Source organism: Paenibacillus sp. GM1FR, from assembly GCF_002803315.1.
Classification (GTDB): domain Bacteria; phylum Bacillota; class Bacilli; order Paenibacillales; family Paenibacillaceae; genus Paenibacillus; species Paenibacillus amylolyticus.
Map to the genome: position 1 here is coordinate 1,023,907 of NZ_MKZL01000011.1, position 19,741 is coordinate 1,043,647.

At 45.8% G+C, this 19,741-nt stretch carries 20 protein-coding genes; 15 read left to right on the forward strand and 5 right to left on the reverse strand.

Annotated features, from left to right (window positions below; all coding sequences use genetic code 11):
- The first annotated feature begins 14 nt into the window (after positions 1-14).
- From PAEAM_RS32260 to PAEAM_RS10380, 11 genes are all read left to right on the forward strand, one after another.
- On the forward strand, positions 15-215 hold the full coding sequence (locus PAEAM_RS32260) for a DEAD/DEAH box helicase family protein (RefSeq protein WP_243391293.1): 201 nt from the start codon (positions 15-17) through the stop codon (positions 213-215).
- A 323-nt stretch (positions 216-538) separates the two neighbouring features.
- Positions 539-1,003 (forward strand): C39 family peptidase, encoded by a 465-nt coding sequence (locus PAEAM_RS10335; protein ID WP_243391294.1) that lies wholly within the window; start codon positions 539-541, stop codon positions 1,001-1,003.
- Positions 1,004-1,667: 664 nt separating this feature from the next.
- Positions 1,668-2,378 (forward strand): collagen-like domain-containing protein, encoded by a 711-nt coding sequence (locus PAEAM_RS32475; protein ID WP_100527426.1) that lies wholly within the window; start codon positions 1,668-1,670, stop codon positions 2,376-2,378.
- A gap of 253 nt (positions 2,379-2,631) precedes the next feature.
- Positions 2,632-3,201: a hypothetical protein gene (locus PAEAM_RS10345; protein ID WP_100527427.1), complete on the forward strand. Its 570-nt coding sequence runs from the start codon at positions 2,632-2,634 to the stop codon at positions 3,199-3,201.
- Between the two features lie 209 nt (positions 3,202-3,410).
- Positions 3,411-3,803: a DUF2500 domain-containing protein gene (locus tag PAEAM_RS10350; RefSeq protein ID WP_100527428.1), complete on the forward strand. Its 393-nt coding sequence runs from the start codon at positions 3,411-3,413 to the stop codon at positions 3,801-3,803.
- Positions 3,804-3,950: 147 nt separating this feature from the next.
- Entirely contained in the window at positions 3,951-4,700 is a 750-nt protein-coding gene (locus PAEAM_RS10355) for a glucose 1-dehydrogenase (protein ID WP_017688133.1), read from the forward strand.
- Positions 4,701-4,904: 204 nt separating this feature from the next.
- Positions 4,905-6,590, forward strand: coding sequence for a hypothetical protein (locus PAEAM_RS10360; RefSeq protein ID WP_133120427.1), 1,686 nt, complete (start codon positions 4,905-4,907; stop codon positions 6,588-6,590).
- 160 nt (positions 6,591-6,750) lie between these two features.
- The gene (locus tag PAEAM_RS10365) at positions 6,751-7,173 is read left to right on the forward strand and encodes a cell wall hydrolase (protein ID WP_076217086.1); all 423 of its coding nucleotides are present in this window, start codon (positions 6,751-6,753) and stop codon (positions 7,171-7,173) included.
- A 75-nt stretch (positions 7,174-7,248) separates the two neighbouring features.
- On the forward strand, positions 7,249-7,707 hold the full coding sequence (gerQ, locus tag PAEAM_RS10370) for a spore coat protein GerQ (protein WP_036613981.1): 459 nt from the start codon (positions 7,249-7,251) through the stop codon (positions 7,705-7,707).
- Positions 7,708-7,940: 233 nt separating this feature from the next.
- Positions 7,941-9,524: a sigma-70 family RNA polymerase sigma factor gene (locus tag PAEAM_RS10375; protein WP_100527430.1), complete on the forward strand. Its 1,584-nt coding sequence runs from the start codon at positions 7,941-7,943 to the stop codon at positions 9,522-9,524.
- Positions 9,525-9,900: 376 nt separating this feature from the next.
- Positions 9,901-11,217 (forward strand): hemolysin family protein, encoded by a 1,317-nt coding sequence (locus PAEAM_RS10380; RefSeq protein ID WP_100527431.1) that lies wholly within the window; start codon positions 9,901-9,903, stop codon positions 11,215-11,217.
- 69 nt (positions 11,218-11,286) lie between these two features.
- Here the strand turns inward: PAEAM_RS10380 and PAEAM_RS10385 are convergent, their stop codons facing one another.
- Positions 11,287-11,937: a hypothetical protein gene (locus PAEAM_RS10385; protein WP_100527432.1), complete on the reverse strand. Its 651-nt coding sequence runs from the start codon at positions 11,935-11,937 to the stop codon at positions 11,287-11,289.
- Between the two features lie 232 nt (positions 11,938-12,169).
- On the opposite strand from PAEAM_RS10385, the gene PAEAM_RS10390 reads away from it, so the two are divergent.
- On the forward strand, positions 12,170-12,682 hold the full coding sequence (locus tag PAEAM_RS10390) for a hypothetical protein (RefSeq protein ID WP_100527433.1): 513 nt from the start codon (positions 12,170-12,172) through the stop codon (positions 12,680-12,682).
- A gap of 2 nt (positions 12,683-12,684) precedes the next feature.
- On the opposite strand, the gene PAEAM_RS10395 is transcribed toward PAEAM_RS10390, so the two are convergent.
- The 4 genes from PAEAM_RS10395 to PAEAM_RS10410 all read right to left on the reverse strand — a co-directional run bounded on the left by PAEAM_RS10395 (position 12,685) and on the right by PAEAM_RS10410 (position 17,008).
- Entirely contained in the window at positions 12,685-13,638 is a 954-nt protein-coding gene (locus PAEAM_RS10395; RefSeq protein ID WP_100527434.1) for a hypothetical protein, read from the reverse strand.
- Entirely contained in the window at positions 13,616-14,206 is a 591-nt protein-coding gene (locus tag PAEAM_RS10400; RefSeq protein WP_100527435.1) for an RNA polymerase sigma factor, read from the reverse strand. Before PAEAM_RS10400 ends, PAEAM_RS10395 begins: the two co-directional genes overlap by 23 nt.
- 247 nt (positions 14,207-14,453) lie before the next feature.
- The gene (locus PAEAM_RS10405) at positions 14,454-15,686 is read right to left on the reverse strand and encodes an aminopeptidase (protein WP_100527436.1); all 1,233 of its coding nucleotides are present in this window, start codon (positions 15,684-15,686) and stop codon (positions 14,454-14,456) included.
- 89 nt (positions 15,687-15,775) lie between these two features.
- Positions 15,776-17,008 (reverse strand): aminopeptidase, encoded by a 1,233-nt coding sequence (locus PAEAM_RS10410; RefSeq protein WP_074095414.1) that lies wholly within the window; start codon positions 17,006-17,008, stop codon positions 15,776-15,778.
- A 210-nt stretch (positions 17,009-17,218) separates the two neighbouring features.
- On the opposite strand from PAEAM_RS10410, the gene PAEAM_RS10415 reads away from it, so the two are divergent.
- The 3 genes from PAEAM_RS10415 (at position 17,219) to PAEAM_RS10425 (ending at position 19,671) form a co-directional block, all read left to right on the forward strand.
- Positions 17,219-17,491, forward strand: coding sequence for a hypothetical protein (locus PAEAM_RS10415; protein WP_036613754.1), 273 nt, complete (start codon positions 17,219-17,221; stop codon positions 17,489-17,491).
- A gap of 180 nt (positions 17,492-17,671) precedes the next feature.
- Positions 17,672-18,481: an MBL fold metallo-hydrolase gene (locus PAEAM_RS10420; protein ID WP_100527437.1), complete on the forward strand. Its 810-nt coding sequence runs from the start codon at positions 17,672-17,674 to the stop codon at positions 18,479-18,481.
- Positions 18,482-18,660: 179 nt separating this feature from the next.
- The gene (locus PAEAM_RS10425) at positions 18,661-19,671 is read left to right on the forward strand and encodes an aldose 1-epimerase (RefSeq protein WP_100527438.1); all 1,011 of its coding nucleotides are present in this window, start codon (positions 18,661-18,663) and stop codon (positions 19,669-19,671) included.
- The last annotated feature ends 70 nt before the right edge of the window (positions 19,672-19,741 follow it).

The following is a 19,741-nucleotide window of genomic DNA, read 5'->3' on the forward strand; positions in this document are numbered from 1 at the left end:
TAAAGGAGCTAGTTATGAGAAAATTACCGCTGTTTATAGTGACAGGCGCAAGTGGGACAGGAAAAACAACGATCTCTTCGCTTGTTCGCAAGCAACTTCCCGAATTTGACGTCTTTGACATGGATATCATCGATAACGTGGATTGGCAGATTGCCAAAGAGAATTGGTTGAGGATTGCGTATAACATATCGCTAAGTGGACGAGAACCTGGTTGAAGATCACAAAAGTTTTGCCAACTGGTTACTCCAGAATTCGGAAACTACGTTTGACCCGCCAATGCAAACAATTTATACGACAGAGCTTACAGCAGTGGGAGTAGCTGAACAAATTAAAGAATGGGTTCTAAAGAACTGGTGTGTTGAATGAACATCTAAAAGACATCGTCTGATGAGACGAAGGAGGTCACGAATTGTTTCTCAATGTATTACTTTGGTTGATTATTCTCTGGGTGATCTCCCTTTATTTCAGTTTCCCTAAGAAAGATCGCATGTACACAGTCAATGTGCCGAGCACATATTACATTCAATCTTCAAATCAGTTGGATATTCAGAAAAACTACGAATGCGCTGCATTTTCCAGTGCGTTTGTCTTGAGACATTTCGGTTTGGAGTCCAACGGAACAAAGCTATATGAAACCTATCCTCGCAAATTACTGGATGGGACGGTATATCCCAAAGCGGTCGTTGTTTTTTTCAGAAAACTAGGATATCAGGCAATGTACTTACGAGGAAATGTGAATACGTTGAAAAAACAGATCAGCCAGGGTGTGCCTGTTATTTTATTTATTAGAGTACATCCCAAACAACGTTATTTGCATTTTGTTCCCGTCGTTGGCTATGATGAAACGCATTTTTACTTGGCAGAATCGTTAGACCACAAGATTAATTGTGATGAAGAATATTACAATCGAAAAATCAGCATAAGTGAACTCAACGCGTTATGGAGGTCGTGGTTACCTTTTTCTCAAAACTCCTATATCGTCGTCCATCCGACGCAGATTTAAGACGGCTCTCTTTCAATGGGCATGATTTATTAGCTTTAAACGAACTAATCTGCTTTATTCGGAACGTCTGAGTGGTTAAACCAAGCAACTCATGCCCAAATGGCATGAGTTTTTTTGAACAAATCTCCTCACGTAAACCAGCTCGACTCAATTAATGGTTTTGAACAAAATAGATCAACCGTATGGGCGGTGTGATATCCATTTTATTGTTTTTTCTGGGAATTAGCTGAGTTTTTTACTAAAATGGTTGTTCGTCCACGCATCTATTCATCTACATACGTACGTTAAACTATGTCTATAGGGAGGTGTCCACACTGTGAGTCATTCAGAAGTGAAGAAACGTGTGAAGAGAAAAAAGGCAACATGCCATCCGTGTAAAGTTAAAAGAAAAGACCGCCGATTAAAAGTGGTTAAAAAGTTCGTTCAAGTAAAATGTCCGCCTCCAGAAGTGAATATATCTACCCCTACTGTTGTTGGACCAACAGGACCCTAAGGTATACAAGGCGTACAGGGCGTACAAGGTATTCCAGGTAAACAAGGGGTTGAAGGGCCAACTGGAGCTCAAGGACCAGCGGGGGGGCCACCTGGACCACAAGGACCTCAGGGACAGCCTGGTCCTGCTGGAGCGGTAGGTTCTCAAGGTCCGGTCGGACCTGCTGGACCTATGGGAGCACAGGGGATTCCGGGAGAAGCAGGGGCCGTAGGGCCACAAGGTCCGCAAGGTAATCCAGGTCCTGCCGGAGCAATTGGACCTCAAGGTTTTCCTGGAGCTGTTGGGCCGACGGGGGCGACAGGAGTAGCAGGACCGGCAGGCGCGGTAGGCCCTGCTGGAGCAGTTGGCTCGACAGGACCAGCAGGTGCAACGGGAGCAGTAGGCCTGACAGGTGCGACTGGAGTAGCTGGTCCCGCTGGAGCCACAGGAGTTACAGGTGCGACAGGAGCAGCTGGAGGCGTATTGGGGTTCGCTGACTTTTTCGCCCTGATGCCACCTGATAATGCTGCAACGGTTGCTCCAGGTGCAGATGTTAACTTCCCTCAAGATGGTCCAACAAGTGGAACGACGATCTCTCGCACGGGCCCTAGTTCATTCAATTTGGCAGCCATTGGTACGTATTTAGTTATGTTCCAGGGGAGTATGAATGAAGCTGGGCAACTTATGTTAACACTCAATGGTGCTGATCTTTTCAATTCAGTAGTGGGACGGGCAACAGGTACAAGTCAGATGCCAGGAATGGCTCTCGTGCAAACAACAGTAATAAATTCAATTCTAACCGTACGAAATCCAGCAGGTAATTCCACTGCATTAACCATGACGCCTCTTGCAGGCGGAACAAGACCTGTATCGGCACATCTTGTGATCACACAAATAGCGTGAATCCGTTAACAGGCTAGCAAACTCTCCTCAGCTTTATTAAATATGCATCCACATTGGTAATACGGGTTTGCTTGAACTGAGATAGCAGTGCTTTACCTGAGGCTGTTATCTCAGTTGGAGCGGATAATGGTACAGGAGTAAGTACATATCGGATACCCTTTTTGTTTTTGAGGAATGGTGAAAACGTCACTACTAAATTATTTTTTCAGTAGATAATATGATAAAATATTGGAAAAGCCTCAGAGGTGAGTACATGAAGAATGGACACTGGAGAAAAATAACATGGGTTGTTGCGGCATTATTATTAATCATGATCACGGCTTGCAGCGATAGCAAATTCAATCCAAATGAATTTTCAGAACAGGATCTGGCTGTGACGAAGACCGACAGTGAGGATAAGATTACGTATGGAATGAGTCAGGAAGAGGCGGAGAAAATCCTCGGTGAGGGAACATCAACCGGTGTGGGTCAATCCTATCAATACAATAACGGAATCACGATTGGTTATAGGGATGCCAATGTCGTTAGTATCATCTTGAATAAGGACTCGAAAGGGTACTTTAAGACCGCTCGCGGGGCAGAGGCGGGGATGACACATCAAGAGATTCTCGATCTGTATGGCAAGGAACATGTTTTGGTCGAATCTGAACGTAATATCGATTATGCCTATAATATTCAGAAGGAAACATTCCTGGATGAGAAGTCGCTGCAAGCGGAAAAAGATGATTTGGCTATCTATCGTGCATCGTTTATGCTGACAAAAGAGGGACAGGTTAATCAGGTTATATTGTCGGATCAACGATTTGCAACAACCTTTAAGTAAAACATGGCTGCTAGGCAGCAGGGTATTAGATAATGAAATAGTACTTATTTTTCGTATGAAGCAACCCTTCGGTATTCTGCCGGAGGGTTTTTCCCTTCACACCGTTCGATTTCAATCCGGATAACAAGTTCCTTGTTTACGTGCATATACATTACAGGAGACGGGTCAAGACTCCGGCTGTCCTAAGTTGTATGAACGGAGGGAGAGACATGGGCATTGAATCATCCTGGATGTTTGATTTGTTTGGAACCGTCTTTCCGGTTGTATTTGTTCTGATTATAGGTATAGTCCTTCTGTCGATGGGAAAGGAGGTATGGAGGTGGGGACGCAACAACTCGGAGCCGCTATTGACCGTGCCTTCACGTATCACCAGCAGACGGATGAAGATGAGTCAGTCGCAATCTGAACCGGGTAGTACAGCACGAACGTTATACTACGTCACCTTTGAAGTAGAAAGTGGAGATCGGCTCGAATTCAAAGTCAATGGCGAAGAGTATGGTTTGTGTGCTGAGGGGGATGAAGGACGGCTCTCGTTCAAAGGAACGCGTTATGTAGGCTTCGAGCGATATAATCGCGTATATTCTGAACACCTACGGGGTTAAACTGAGCAGCTTGCGCCAGAATGGCGTGAGCTTTTTTTGATTATTTACTGGACAAGCGTTTCTTAATGGGCCTAACGTGTTTTTATATAAGAAGAGGCTTAATAAGATTATGATCAAAGGATCATTACCATAGAGGAGGCAATCAATATGTCATTTACAGATCAGGTCGTTGTTGTAACCGGGGCCGCTCAGGGAATAGGACGAAGTGTGGCCGAGGCTTATGCAGTCGCTGGAGCCAAAGTTGTACTTGCCGACTACAAGGAAGCAGAAGGGGCGGCAGCGGCAGCTTCCATTCGTAATGAAGGTGGAGAAGCCATCTTTGTGCAATGTGATGTTCGGAGCGAGCAGGATATTACGAATCTGTTTCGGACAACCGTGGAAGAATTCAAACAAATTGATGTTTTGGTGAATAATGCAGGACTCGCCAAGTGGAAGTCACCCTATGAGCTGACGCTGGAAGAATGGGACGATGTACTCAATACCAATGTGAGAAGTTGCTTTTTGGCGAGTCGGGAAGCAGCCAAACATATGAAAAGTAATGAACATGGGGGTGCCATTATCAACATGGCTTCAACTCGTGCGCTGATGTCTGAGCCGGATACCGAAGCTTATGCCGCATCCAAAGGAGCGATTGTAGCTCTGACACATGCGCTGGCGGTCTCACTGGGCAAGGACCAAATTCGGGTCAATTGTATCAGTCCGGGATGGATTGAGACAGGAGACGTGGAGAAATTGAAAAAGGAGGATCATGAACAGCATCCCTCCGGTCGTGTGGGTGTTCCTTCGGATATCTCCCGTGCTTGTTTATATTTGTCTGACCCAAGCAATACCTTTGTCACAGGGACCAACCTCGTTATTGATGGAGGCATGACCCGAAAAATGATATATGAGGACTAGAACCGGGATTGACTCGGGCAAGCCCTAAGATTATCCAACATAAGAGTAATAAGCCCAAGTTAAGCACTTGGGCTTATTTGTTTTTAATAACTCGGTTGCTATAATAAATGTGATTTTACAACAGTAGAGGAATGGAGGGAGTATATGTTCGGGAAACAATCCCGGAAGGTATTTTGGCTGTTACTGCTGATCGGAGGGATGATAATGATAGGGAATGAGTCACCTGCTGAAGCTGATGGCGCAGATATACGGGCGGCCTGGGTATGGCAGGCACAGTCTGTTAGCAACGGAGATGAGCTGTTGGCCAATGCAGCTAAACATAAGATAAACAGGCTGTACGTGAATGTAGACATGACGCTGTCCAAGGAGGTATACCAGACGTTTATAGCCAAAGCAAGCCGTGCAGGTATTGCGGTTGAAGCGCTGGGAGGCGATCCATCCTGGGCACTCAGTGGCCGTGAAGGCCCCATGCTCAGATTAGCGTCGTGGGTAAGTGATTACAATCAAGCTGCTGAGACCAACGAGCAATTTGATGCCATACATCTGGATATCAAGCCCTATGTGTTACCAGCCTGGAAAGAAGATGCTAAGCCACTGGTACAATCCTGGGTAGCCAATATGAATCTGTTATTTGAGCAAGTGAGACAGGATGGCGCAGTTACAGTGAATATTGACCTGCCATTTTGGCTGGATTCCTATACCGTCACAGGAAATAGAGTTTCTGAGGATGCAGATAACGAACCATTGTCACGTTGGTTCATTGAACAAGTGGAGCATGTCACTTTACTCGCTTACCGTGACAACGCGCAAGGGAACAATGGTATCATACGTTTGATTGAACAGGAAATGAACTGGGCAGATGCCAGCAATGTGAGCGTCACGGTTGGGTTGAACACCAAGCCAATGCCTGGCGAGGAGTTCACGTCATTTGCCGGGAAAGGTGCAGCACAACTGGAAAGTGTTATTGAAGAAGTTGCCTCCGCATTCGGCGAGCATAGTTCCTATGCAGGTTCTGCTGTACATGACATCGTATACTGGGGACAACTGGAGCCGTCGGAACTGCCATCACCGGAGATTCCATCCAATCAGCCAGAGATTCGGGGAACGTATATCTGGGAGGCCTCTCAGGTGACGAATGACGGGGGAGAGCACATACTAGCATTTGCTAGAGAGCAGAATATTAACTGGTTGTATGTCCGGTTGGACCTGGATCAACCCTATTCCAGCTATCGCAGTTTTGTGAAACGGGCAAAAGCGCAGGGCATTGAGATCCATGCGATGGGTGGACACCCCATCTGGGGCAAGAAGGAGAATCGTCCACGCATTCAGCGCTTGATTGATTATGTGAAAAACTATAATGCTGAATCCGAGCCGGATGAACGATTTGAAGGCATCCATCTGGATATTGAGCCTTACACTTTGCCAGAGTGGGAGAATAGTCGGGACACCTTATTGACCGAATGGGCTGCCAATATTACATTTTTCCAGGAAGAAACGAAGAAGGACAGTGATCTCGAAACAAGCGCAGACCTTGCTGTATGGTTGGATAGCTTCGCGTTGCCAGGAAAGGATATATCTGTGGCTGAATTTATGATCGGTACACTCGATCATGTGTCGCTGATGGCTTTCCGTAACAACGCCGAAGGTTTCAATGGGATTGCTGCTGTTGTGAGTCAGGAGATGGAGATCGCCGATCGTATCGGTAAAAGGTTGATGATTTCGGTCGAAATGAAGCAGAACCACGAAGGTCCTCATATTTCTTTTTATGAAAAAGGGGCAGCGGAGATGGAACTTCAGCTTGCCAAGCTTCCGGATCTGCTGGCCGAATATCAGGCTTACCAAGGCAACATTGTTCATGCCTATGATTATTGGATTGAAGCCAAGCCCTGAACAGGCGAGTATTATAAGAAACGAGTTGCTTCGGGACTTCACCTTGGGTGAGGTTCCGGGCTTTTTTTTATGGAAAAAAGATGGAATCGTGTCACCGAATGGGCTCCTGCACAATACGATGTACGGTGATGAACAGCTGAAACAAGGGAGGAAACAGACTATGGCTGTTATTAAAGCCAACTCAGAGGACGTCAAGCTGCTGGCTAGGCTCATGAGGGCAGAGGCTGAAGGTGACGGCGAACAGGGTATGTTGCTTGTAGGCAATGTAAGTGTGAACCGGGTGCTGGTGGATTGTCTGGATTTCAAGGATATTCGCGATATCAATCGTATGGTATTCCAGAATCCAGGAGGCTACGAGTCAACACAGAAGGGGTACTTTTACCAACGGGCAAGACAGTCCGAGATTCGTCTCGCACAACGGGTGATTAATGGAGAGCGCTTCTGGCCTGCCAGCAATTCATTGTGGTTCTTCCGACCTGTGGCCGAGTGTCCGGCAACGTGGTATGACCAGCAAAATACAGGACGTTTCAAAGCGCATTGTTTCTTCAGTCCTTCAGGCGAAGACTGTCCGGAAGTATATTAAATTTTGGGAGGAATCATCATGATTAATCAGCCTTATCAACCAACAACTCAAACACTGGGTCAGCAAGCGAATTCCGTGTTGGGTCAACAAGCCAATTCTCAGGTTCAAGGTACGTCTTACAAAATCGGTAACGGAATGCCTGCCATGTCACCAACGCCAGGGATGGTATCACCAAGCTCCACAAGTGTACCCCCACTCGTATCCAGTGGAAGCCCAATGACACCAACAGGTGCAGTGATTACAACAACGGCTCCACAGTTTGAGCAGTCATACATTGAGAATATTTTACGTTTGAATCTTGGTAAATTCGGTACATTCTACATGACATATGAAGGCAACAAAGAATGGAACGCTCGCATATTCCAAGGTATCATTGAAGCAGCGGGACGTGACCATATTATCATCAGTGACCCAAAGACAGGTAGACGAATCATGCTGTTGATGGTCAACTTCGACTATGCTACATTTGATGAGCCGTTGTTGTATCAATATCCGGGCGTAGTAGGCAATTACCCGCAAGCTCCAAGCAGATAATCATTGGCACCTCATCATGTTGATTGATAACTGACATGTCACATGTCTAACACATACTGATTTACTTCGCTGTCCTGAATGTGGAGGTAATCCGCAGACAGGACAGCTTTTTACATAAACATATATACGGAGGTTACTCTAGGTTTAGAGTTATACGTAACCTTTTGGTGATAACATGGCACTTATACATGAATAGAACAAGCAGCATGCTTATATGAAGGGAGTCCATAGCATTGAATTCATGGATTGAAGGAGCGATGAAGGGCGAAACCGAAGCTTACGCACAACTGATGTCTCAATATCGCGGGATGGCTCTTGCTGTTGCCTACAATCGTTTAGGAGATACATTTTGGGCTGAAGATGTCGTACAGGAGGCGTTTACTGAAGCCTTTGGCAATCTGTCCAAGCTGGAAGCTCCTGAGGCTTTTCCCGGGTGGTTCAAGGTGATCGTGGAGAGGCAATGTTATCGCTGGCTAAGACGCAAGCAACATACCATGATTCCAGTTCAGGAGCTGGAGCATGTATTCCATGAAGAGGATCAGGCGCATAATCCGGAAAAACAAGCGGTGCAAAACGAAATGCATCGTACGCTGCGTGATTCTATTGCAATACTGCCATCATCGATGCGGATTGCTGTTGAACTGTTTTATTTGGAAGGATACTCGCTCAAGGAAATATCGGATTTCCTCGGGGTGAAGGTACCTGCATTAAAGAAAAGACTGTTCGATGCCCGATCCAAACTTAAGCGCTCTATGCCAGTAAGGGATCTGGTGTCTGTATTCAGTGACTTGTATGAAGGGGGAAAAGGATTGTTACACATTATGAATGGGGATCACGCTGCCAATCGTTTAAGAGAAAGTGGAATTCAGGGAGACATCCTGGTATGGAGAGAGTTGTATACGTTCGGCCCGGTAGCCAAAGAGATGGGAGATACGAAAGAGCGGCAGAATCGGGCTTCCGTGTTAGAGCAGCAGTTGGGCATTCCACAGGCGGAATACTTGAAGATTGAGGAGCTTGAACTCAAGGTGCATTCGTTTCAAAAATACAAAGAAATTGTTTTATGGTTCGAATACGATCTCTATGATCAGACGATGTTATCGTATCTATTGCATTATTTCAGAGGACAAGCACTCCAGAATACAAAACTGAATCTGCTCTGTATTGACTCGTATCCAGAGATTGAGCACTTTAGAGGACTGGGACAGCTTACCTCCACACAGATTGAACGTCTGTCCGGCAGTTGGCATGTGATTGAGAAAAACGAGTTACAAGCCGGTGCGCAGTTCTGGGAAGCCTATACGTCGACTGATTTCCGGCATCATCTGAATTACTTGCAGGCAGACACTTCTGCGCTACCCTTTGCGAAAGCTGCCTTTAAGGCACATTTGTCCCGTCTGCCATCTGTATCGAACGGTCTGGGACTCATTGAACAGACAACACTGGAGACCATAAGAGCAGGTGTGGAGCATCCGTATCCATTATTTCGCGAGGTAGGGGACAAGCTGCATATTCTCGGGATGGGTGATCTTGAATACTGGGCACATCTGAAGCGAATGACAGAAGGACCTCATGCCCTTCTTCAGATGACCGGTGCAACCACTTTTCCTAATTTCAAGCAGCATGATGAAAAATTCCGTGACGGAGTCCTGTCGCTAACGGAACTCGGAATTCAGGTGTTGAATGGAGAAGTCGATTGGGCACTACTGAAGCAGGATGAATTCTGGATTGGTGGATTGTATAACCCAAGCGGGAAACTAGCCAGATGGCGTTGGAATACCGCTTCGGAAACCGTAGTGGAGATTGAGTCGACATCGTAATTAACGGATAGAATCTGAGGAAATAACGTATTACAAAAAGAGAGTATCCAGCCATGCGGAAGCATGAGCGAGGATGCTCTCTTTGGTTTGGTTCTGGTAGATCATTGTTTGTGAAATGTTAAAAAAACAGCGTAATCGAGACTTTTGTTAAAGAAAAAAGGCGTTTGTGCCATTTCGTTGTCATAGGACACGGATTGACTGTGTAGTTTAGAATTATATAATAAAAGAAGCATATCTTTTTTATTCGACAGAACAAGGTGGAGGTGGAAGCATTGGGAAGTTGAAATTGCATATGAGCGGCAGAATGGCAAATATCCTACATTTTCGAAGGAGGTGGACCTATTTGCCGAAGAATGACGGCGAATAGGATGAAAATTTGAGTGACCCCTTACCGAGTATTTTAAATTTAGTAATCATTGGTTTACTTGTATTAATGAATGGTTTCTTTGTGTCGGCGGAATTTGCGATGGTGAAAGTTCGTGGAAGCCGGATTGAGGCTTTGGTGGAAACAGGCAACAAAAATGCCATCTATGCTTCCAATATCGTACGTAATCTGGATGCATATCTGTCAGCTTGCCAACTAGGTATAACTTTGGCTTCACTGGGACTCGGGTGGCTGGGAGAACCGGCAATTGCACATCTGTTAGAGCCGATGTTTACCGCATTGGGACTGGGACCAGTCTACGTTCATGGAATCTCTATTGCCATTGCATTTGTGATTATTACGATCTTGCACATTGTACTGGGAGAACTTGCTCCCAAAACGATGGCAATTCGAAAGTCTGAGACGATCACGTTGTGGTCTGCGGCTTTGCTAACGTTCTTCTACAAGTTAATGTATCCATTCATATGGGCACTGAACGGTATGGCTAACGGCTTGTTGAGACTGTTCCGAATGGCACCAGCTTCGGAGATGGACTCCGCACATAGCGAAGATGAAATACGCATTCTGATGAAAGAAAGCAATAAGAGCGGTTTAATTGATAACACTGAATTAGCACTTGTTGATAATATATTTGATTTTACGGATACAACCGCCCGTGAAATTATGATTCCGCGGACGGAAATGATCTGTCTGAATGCCAATGAGTCCATGCTGGAGAATCTGGAGATTGCCAGTGAGAGTATGCGAACAAGGTATCCGGTATATAACGGAGACAAGGATCATATTATCGGCTTTATTCACATTAAGGATCTGATGCGATCCCAACTTACGGATACCATCTCCGTGATCCGGCCCATCCTGGCTGTGCCAGATACCACGCTAATCAGTGATCTGCTCAAACGTATGCAGCGTAGCAAGACACAGATTGCGATTTTGATTGATGAATACGGCGGAACCTCCGGCCTTGTCACACTTGAAGATATCATGGAAGAGATCGTAGGCGAGATTCAGGATGAATTCGACCATGAGCGTCCTGTCATTGAACAAGTGGATGAGATGGAATACTCTATTGATGGATTGATGCTGATTGAAGAAGTCAGCGAACGATTCGGACTGGAGATGGATCGTGCCGATTACGATACCATCGGGGGCTGGTTATACTCCAGAGTAGATGCCATTCCACCTGAGGTCGGTCAATCGGTTGAGTATGGGGGTTATGTATTTGTCATTCAAGAGACAGAGCATAAGCGGATTTCCCGAGTGAATGTGATTAAGCTGGAACTGTTGGTTGAAGAAGAAGGCGCGTAGCCGGATCGAAATTGTAACAAATGAAGCTGTATGTTGACGTAATGGTCATCGTACAGCTTCTTTGCATGTTCATGATTCTTTGGGTGCATGAATGACAATATCGGCGTAACGATTCTCCGTGACCAAGCTGTTCTCGATAGAAATTCGCTTATAAGTGACGTAAACATTCTCTCCCGGAGCAAGATCATACTGGATATTCAGCTTTTTTCGAGTGGATTGGGTTGTTGTCGGTGTCTTAATGGTGATGATGGCGTACATAGGCGTATCGACAAAAGTAACCTCGTGAGAATTGTAGTCCCCCACCTTAATGGTGGATAACACGGGATTTTGCTTAAACTGGGTCAGGTGATCATTCACCATGCCAAGTGTTACGGGTAACACATAAAACAGAAGTACCAGAGGCAGAAGGCAGAAAGCAATCCCGAAAACACGTAAAAATTTGACATGGGAAAGGGTTCGTCCGCTCTGCTTGAGTAAAAGAAAAGCAAGGACGGGGGACAGTACAAGTCCCCAGATCATAAAGGGCAATACATAGCGTTCAATCCCCATGCTTATCCAGCTTTCCCGAGCTGTAGCCAAGAAATATATTAAGGTCCCTGCGGTAAGCGCACTCACCAAGATAACAAGCCAACGTTTGAACGAGCCGGAAACTTCGATATGTAGTTGATTCGGATTGGAGCTGTGACGATGCCTTCTGGATTTGGATTGAAATTTACTCAAGTTATACCCCTCATTTGCAAATCTTGTTGGTTAATATGGTTTCGTGTATCCATTACCCAATACATACGGGCTGGAATAATTTAGGTTTCAACCATGCTGGAGATGCAAGCATAGACAAAAGACGCTGCCGACAGAAACATCGGAGCGTCTAATTTTTTTTGAAACCTGTCACCCGATCCGTCCGTTTATACCCTTACACAAAATCAAATATGGAACCGGAGGATGGATCAATATGCGGAAAATGAAAACGAAGAGTGCAGCATCTATACTAAAAATAACCCTTGTTGCCTTGTTAATGGTGCCAACAATCTTGGCTATACCTACGTCCGAACCAGCCGTTGCAAGCCCGATGATCAACGTGTCCTCTGGTGCCCTTACAGCTCCGCCACCGCCAGAACCATCCATCCATTCGTTTGCTAACACTCGAGAACTTGGACATATCTATCAAGCGGTCGGTGCAGTCATTCCTGGGGGTGGACTATCGGCTATCGTCAATACCAAGACCATGACATATACAGCAATGAAGACACTTGCCGTAGATTATCGACTTGAGCGCTGGACAGGAACAGCATGGGTAACTTTCAAAACGAGTTCCAACAATGCAACGAATACAAACTTACTGAATGCCGCATCGGATTGGACCGTTATGCCAGGATATTATTATCGCGTTACCAGTATTCATACAGCGTATGATGGAAGTACCACGGAAACAAGCAAACATGTCTCTGGCACCGTGTTATTCTGATCTTATCGACGGGTGCTGCCTGGAAACTTCTGCTCTTGAAAATCGTTGGCAATAGCAGTCATTTCTTCTTCCGAAAGGGTGCCAAACAGACTCATATTGTTGGAACCCATCATCCACTGAAAGGAGTTATAGGGTGGGCCGATATACATCAGTGCTTCCGAGCCATCCGCCAGCTTTACGGTTCTCATATCACGAAGCATGGCCCCTTCAATTTTCTCGCCAGGCATGACATGGACATAATCAAACTGGATGATCTCATCCTCTATGCTCTTGCCTTCACTGGTATATTGAACTCTCATTTGGTTGGACTCATAATAATCGTCTGGATTCACAGGGTTTTCAGTATCAAGCACGAGTTCGAATTTGACCTTGTTGAATCGCTCGGGAATGGCATTGGATAACAGAAAGTCACCCATGAACCCTTCGCGTGCAATATCTTCCGTAACAAGTACTGGACGAAACAGATGGCTCGATAACTCATACGAAGGTGTATTAAGAGCTTCTTCTTCTTGTACTTTAAGAATGTCGTCTAAGCTGGTTTCCGGTGGTGGAGGCGTTTTGGCTGTTGACGGATCAGCCCCCAGATGGGTCGTGCGATCCTCGATGACAATGGATTTCATGCCATTACCCCAATCTTTGATGGATTGCACAAAAGGGGACACCGCTTGCGTACCGGACGGCAGGCTGAAAATAACGGCTCCGATGGTCACGGACGTAGCTACGACAATTGAAAGTCGCAAGGTACGTATTCTTTTTTTACGTAAACCGATTCTGTTAATTTCCCTGTTTACCTTCTGCCAGGATTGCTGCATGGATTCGGTATGGGAGGCGGAAGGGGCAGAGACGGCCTGATGGAAAGCTTCATCAAAAGCCAGGTCAAACGCAGCGTCGAAATATTCGTCTTCCAGCTCTGAATCGAATTGCTCCACGTTTTTATCGGACTTGCCTTTGCTCAATGCTTCCACCCCATTCCTTATGTAATTTCTTCTTGATACTGCCACGGGCTCTGAACAAGCGTTGCTTCACAATGTCTTCGGAGGTATCCAGCAGTTCAGCCATCTCTCGGTAGGAGAGACCTTTTTTCCACCGTAACTCCACCAATACACGATATTCCGGTTTGAGCTGTCTGAGATAATATTCAATGGACTCTTCCATCATCTGCGTTTCTACCATGCTTTCCACGGAAGCTGCCGTCTGATTCATTGTCTCCATATCTATAAAAACACTATCCGTATCCAATTGGTTACGGTTATTTTTATTTTTTCTCAGATAATTAATAGCTGTGTTCCGTGTGACAACCTTGAGCCAGGCTTTCAGTTTGACCTCGTCTTCAAAGATGGGTTTGTTTTTAATGATTTTGATAAAAGCTTCCTGAATAATATCTTCTGCTGCAGCACGCTCCTTGATGATATAAACGATAAGACCATGTACCATATTATAATATTCATAATACACTTCTTCTTGAAGTGAAGAGCCTAAATTATGGAAATCTGAGGCTAGTAATAACTGGAGCCGATTGGCCATGATGTTCTCCTTTCTGGTGAACAATCCACAAACATTGGTATCATTACATTTTACAACATAATATGGAAACGGTACAATGGGAGGTTGGTCCGAGAAAAACCAGACGAGGAGAGCGTGTGTAGCTCCGGGAAAGTTTGCTGAAAATTAATAAAAGGCCGTCTCGCCAACCATGAAAACATGATTGCAAGACAGCCTTTTTCGACTATTCAGAGAAATTACATTAAGGGAGATAACTCTCCGTAATAAGTTAGAATGCCCAGTCTCCCTTAAGGAAGATGGCTTCGCGTTCGCCGTTTGCCGTGATACCGTAAATGTCCGTCTCGGGAGAGCCCATCATGAAGTCCACGTGGGTGATGCTGGTGTTCATGCCGCGAGCTGCAAGCTCTTCAGGAGACATCGTTTTTCCACCTTCGATATTGAATGCATAGGAACTGCCAATCGCAAGATGGCACGACGCATTCTCATCATACAATGTCGTGTAATACAGGATACCACTCTCAGAGATCGGTGAATGGAAAGGAACCAAAGCGACTTCGCCGAGGTAATGAGATCCTTCATCCATGGAAATGAGTCTTTCCAGCGTATCCTGACCTTTTTCAGCATTAAAATCAATGATACGTCCGTTCTCAAATGTGAGTGAAAAACGATCAATAATACTGCCGCCATAGCTGAGTGGTTTGGTGCTGGACACCTTGCCATTAACGCCATGTTTGGCTGGAGCGGTGAATACTTCCTCTGTCGGGATATTCGCGACAAAAGGGGTGCCTTGCTCATTCACGCTACCTGCCTGCGCCCAGATATGACCTTCTGGAAGCTCGACAGTAAGATCCGTCCCTGGGGAGAGGAAATGTAATGCTTGATACTTCTTGTTGTTCAGGGCAACGGCTTTGGTCTCCAGTCGTTCAATATGCTGTTCCCAAGCCGCTACAGGGTCCTCCAGATCGGCTCTCACCGCAGCAAAAATGGCTTCCCACAACTGGCTAACCTGCTCAGCTGCCGGGAGATCCGGGAATACTTTGGCTGCCCAATCGGGGGAAGGACATGCCACACCCGTCCAGCTCATTTTATCCGCCTGTTGATACTGACGGTACTTGGCCATCGCCTGGCCATATGTACGCTGATGAGTGGAAATCCGCTCCGGGTCAATACCTTTCATCAGATCTGGGCTGGATGACAATACGGTCAGAAAGGCTGCATTATTGGCCGCCAGTTCTTCAAGCTCCGCTGCATGCCATTTCGGCGGCTCTTGGAAGGATTCCTCAGGGGCCATCTCGAACCGCAATCGATTGACGGTTTCATCTCCGTATTTTACAATCACCTGCTTGGCGCCAGCTTCATATCCCTTACGTACCAGCAAACGTACGAATTCAGCGGTATCAATCATCGCAGAGATGACAAATACTTGTCCTGGTTGCACGTTAGCACCTACTCTTACAGCAAGTTCAGCGTAACGATCCAGTTTTTGTTCAAAACTTAACATATGAGTTCCCTCCATTTGTTGAATTTTTGACCTGTTGACGCAGGAAAAGAGAGGAGTAATCTCCTCTCTCCTAATCACATCAAACGGGATTAAAATGCCCAGTTTCCTTGCAGGAAGATCGGCTCTTCCGTGCCTTCGGAGGTCACACCGTGGATGTTCATTTCTCCGGATCCAATCATGAAGTCTACATGAGTGAGGCTGGAGTTCATGCCACGTTCAATCAGCTCTTCTTTGGACATCGTTTTACCACCTTCCAGACAGAAGGCATAGGCATTACCAATCGCCAAATGGTTGGAGGCATTTTCATCAAACAAAGTATTGTAGAACAAAATATTGGTATCGGAAATTGGGGACTGATGTGGAACGAGGGCTACTTCACCCAGATAGTGTGCGCCATCATCTATCTCGATCAGGTTTTTGAGTGCATCGAGACCTTGATCGGCGGTATAGTCAACAATTCGGCCGTTCTCGAATGTTAGTGAGAAACCGTCAATCAGGTTGCCGCCGTAGCTCAGTGGTTTCGTGCTTCGCACTGTACCGTTAACACCCGTTTTCAGCGGAGCCGTGAATACTTCTTCCGTAGGCATATTGGCAATAAAGACATGTCCTTGCTCATTCACACTTCCACCGGATACCCAGATATGGCCTTCTGGAAGTTCAATGGTCAAGTCTGTGCCTGGAGCTGTATAGTGAAGCTTCTTGTATTTTTTGTTGTTCAACAGATCAGCGCGGGAATCCAGGTTTTGCAAATGGGTTTTCCATTCGGCAACAGCATCCTGCTCACCGATCCGTACTGTTTTGAAAATGACATCCCATAGGCGGTCTACTTGTTGCGCTTCTGGAAGATCCGGGAACACTTTAGCTGCCCATTCCGGAGAAGGAACGGCCACGATAGACCAGCTGAATTTGTCAGCCATCTGATAAGAACGATATTTTTCGAGCGCTTTGCCGCGCACTTTTTGGCTAGTAATAATGCGTTCCTGCGCTACACCGTTCAGCAGATCCGGATTTTCAGCGATGACGTGCAGAATAGCGGCACCTTCTTCAACCAGTTCAGTCATTTCAGCTGCAAACCATTTTGGTTCAATGGAGAAGGCTTCATCAGGTGCAAGATCGTAATGAAGACGTGTAACGGTTTCATCACTCCAGTTTACTTTGACCAATTTCGCACCTTTACCGTAGGCTGCTTTGACAATCAGTCGTACAAAGTGTGCTGCCGAGATTGGAGCGTTAACCACGAGTGTCTGTCCAGGATGAACATTGACACCGACTTGTACAGCCAGTTCAGCATATTGCTGCAGATTCGTTTCAAAAGTATTCATGCTATTTTTTCCTCCAATGTGATAATAATATCGTAGCTTGTTGGCTATTATAGTCCTCATTACAACTATGTAAGGACTCAGAATGGTTCCTTCATTGAATAAGGTATACGTTGCTACGTTATATATTGTACAATTAACCAATAATAATTACCAAACTAGGTTTACCAGAAATGTTGGAGACCGACTGTAGATGAAAGATTAAAGGAGAGAATGATTGTGAATATTGAAATTATAAGTACTGAAATGCGCCGTGAAGGTGAAAAAGGATACGTGGGAAATACCGTTTACCGCACAGAAGGCGAAAAGTCAGTATATGAGATTACCTTCATGAGCAAGAACGGAAAAGATTGGGACTATAGCTTGCATTTCACGGAGCAATCCGGTGATGAAGAAGAGTTACTGCGGATGGACGAGTTGCTTGAGAATGATGACGATCTGTACAATCAATTGCTCGATGCTGCTTTGGAGGCATTTCCGGCTTAACTGGCCGAGATGTTCTTGTTCTATTGTGTTGTGTCGATGACTATACTAGACGGTGTATGCCCGAAACAGGGTGTATACCGTCTATTTTATTGGAAATGTTGAATAGATGATCCAGAAAAGGGAAGTCTACGAGATGAATGGAACCAGAGAGACAATCCGCCTAATGGGAGGTAACCGTGAATGGCATCTGACAATCTGATTACAGAAGGGTTGACGGGGCTTGAAGAAGTCGCGCCCGATATTCTCAGTCTACGTACACTATTCGTTAATGTCGTGTTCATCGGAGAGCCAGGAAGCAGGAACTGGGTCCTCGTGGACACTGGAATGGCGAGGTTCACGGATCATATTGTTCAGGTTGCAAACGAACGTTTTCAAGGTCCGCCATCTGCGATCATTTTGACACACGGTCACTTCGACCATGTAGGAACCGTTATTGAACTGGAACAATTCTGGGGTGTGCCAGTGTATGCTCATCCGCTTGAAATTCCGTATTTAACGGGATTAAAAGATTACCCGCCAGCGGACCCTTCTGTGGGTGGAGGTCTGATGTCCAGGTTGTCATTTGCTTATCCCAATGAGGCAATCAATCTGGATGATCGGATATTCAGTCTACCTAAAGATCATTCCGTTCCAGGTCTATCAGGATGGGAGTGGGTGCACACGCCAGGTCATACGCCTGGACATGTGTCGCTGTTTCGGGAAGCAGACCGTTTGTTAATTGCGGGGGACGCAATCATCACAGTGAAGCAGGAGTCGCTGTGGAGTGTGTTGCTTCAGGACAAACAGTTGCATGGCCCGCCTTCCTATTTTACAACCGATTGGCAGGCTGCTCATCAATCTGTACAGCATATAAGGCATCTGGAGCCGAAACTTGCGATTACCGGGCATGGGCATGCCTTGAGCGGAGATATGCTGAGTGAATCCTTGAAGCGACTTGATCTGGACTTTGAAGAGAGCACTGTGCCGGATCACGGCAAATATGTGGATTAATTGAACCATCATATGAAAGGCAGCAGAGACAGCCGTAACGTATTACAGCTGTCTTTTTCCTGTCTTTTTTGTCTTTCTATTATGAATTTGTTCTCTATCATAGATTGGTATTTTGCGCTCGGGCATGATATAGTCGAGCCGTATAATATAACCTTAGTATGCAGGAGGTACATATAACGATGACACAGCAAAATGCAGCATTTGAAGAACAATTTGGAGGGATTCCGGCCATTTGGCTTCGTTTTAATCAGTTTGAAGCGGCAGTTATTCCTAGCGTGGGTGCCAACCTCGTTGCTTTTCGTGATACAGAAAAGGATTTTCGTTACTTGAGAGAACCGAATCAGGATCAGATGGATGAGTTTATGGCTGCACCTGCGGTCTATGGAATTCCGATTCTTTCTCCACCGAACCGTTATGAGGATGGACGCTTCCCCTGGAATGGTAAAGTCTATCAGTTGCCTGTGAACGAACCGGCTACAGGTAACCATTTGCATGGATTTTTGCATGATGCCGAGTGGAAGGTTGAGGGATACGGTTCGGATCAGCTGGAGAGTTATGTGTTGCTTAGCCAGGACGTGAAAGAAGGGCATACATTCCATCAGTACCTGCCGTTTACGTTCACGGTGACGCTTCGTTACTCTTTGAGCAGCCAAGGACTTCAGCAGCAATTGATCGTTCGCAACAACGGGACTGAATATATGCCGAATTTGTTTGCATTCCATACGGCGATTGCTGTACCTTTTGCACCGGACAGTCAAGCCTCGGATTACACGGCCAAAGTTACGATTGGACAACGTCGTGAATTGAACGAGCGTTCTCTGCCAACAGGACAATTTCAACCGCTTACACCTGAGGAAGAACAATTGAAGAAAGACGGGGTCAGTCCGTTCTTTGCTGCCATGGATAATCATTACACTGCGGAGCCGCAGAATGGACGTAACTATATGGAACTTACGGATCACCGTACTGGAGACAAACTGGTATACGATGTGGGTACTTCCTACAAGCACTGGATGATCTGGAACAATAACATGGGTGGCGAATTCTTCTGTCCTGAACCACAGATGAACCTGGTTAACGCTCCTAATGTTGAAGGCATACCTGCAGAAGAAATCGGATTGATCGGTTTGGAACCAGGTGAACTATTCGAACAGAGCAGCCGATTGTATCCAATTGCGTCACAAAAATAATTCACGCTCATTTTGCACTACGCTTACAATTTTGTCGAAAAGGTGAAAACCTGCTCGTAAATCATGTATA

Excerpts from the sequence above, each read along its gene's own strand:
- PAEAM_RS10390 (WP_100527433.1), top strand. The coding sequence starts at position 12,170 with ATGCGGAAAATGAAAACGAAGAGTGCAGCATCTATACTAAAAATAACC.
- PAEAM_RS10405 (WP_100527436.1), bottom strand. The coding sequence starts at position 15,686 with ATGTTAAGTTTTGAACAAAAACTGGATCGTTACGCTGAACTTGCTGTA.
- PAEAM_RS10400 (WP_100527435.1), bottom strand. The coding sequence starts at position 14,206 with ATGGCCAATCGGCTCCAGTTATTACTAGCCTCAGATTTCCATAATTTA.
- PAEAM_RS10425 (WP_100527438.1), top strand. The coding sequence starts at position 18,661 with ATGACACAGCAAAATGCAGCATTTGAAGAACAATTTGGAGGGATTCCG.
- PAEAM_RS10410 (WP_074095414.1), bottom strand. The coding sequence starts at position 17,008 with ATGAATACTTTTGAAACGAATCTGCAGCAATATGCTGAACTGGCTGTA.
- PAEAM_RS10350 (WP_100527428.1), top strand. The coding sequence starts at position 3,411 with ATGGGCATTGAATCATCCTGGATGTTTGATTTGTTTGGAACCGTCTTT.
- PAEAM_RS10365 (WP_076217086.1), top strand. The coding sequence starts at position 6,751 with ATGGCTGTTATTAAAGCCAACTCAGAGGACGTCAAGCTGCTGGCTAGG.
- PAEAM_RS10415 (WP_036613754.1), top strand. The coding sequence starts at position 17,219 with ATGATTGTGAATATTGAAATTATAAGTACTGAAATGCGCCGTGAAGGT.
- PAEAM_RS10360 (WP_133120427.1), top strand. The coding sequence starts at position 4,905 with ATGATAGGGAATGAGTCACCTGCTGAAGCTGATGGCGCAGATATACGG.
- PAEAM_RS10345 (WP_100527427.1), top strand. The coding sequence starts at position 2,632 with ATGAAGAATGGACACTGGAGAAAAATAACATGGGTTGTTGCGGCATTA.
- PAEAM_RS32260 (WP_243391293.1), top strand. The coding sequence starts at position 15 with ATGAGAAAATTACCGCTGTTTATAGTGACAGGCGCAAGTGGGACAGGA.
- PAEAM_RS10355 (WP_017688133.1), top strand. The coding sequence starts at position 3,951 with ATGTCATTTACAGATCAGGTCGTTGTTGTAACCGGGGCCGCTCAGGGA.
- PAEAM_RS10420 (WP_100527437.1), top strand. The coding sequence starts at position 17,672 with ATGGCATCTGACAATCTGATTACAGAAGGGTTGACGGGGCTTGAAGAA.
- PAEAM_RS32475 (WP_100527426.1), top strand. The coding sequence starts at position 1,668 with ATGGGAGCACAGGGGATTCCGGGAGAAGCAGGGGCCGTAGGGCCACAA.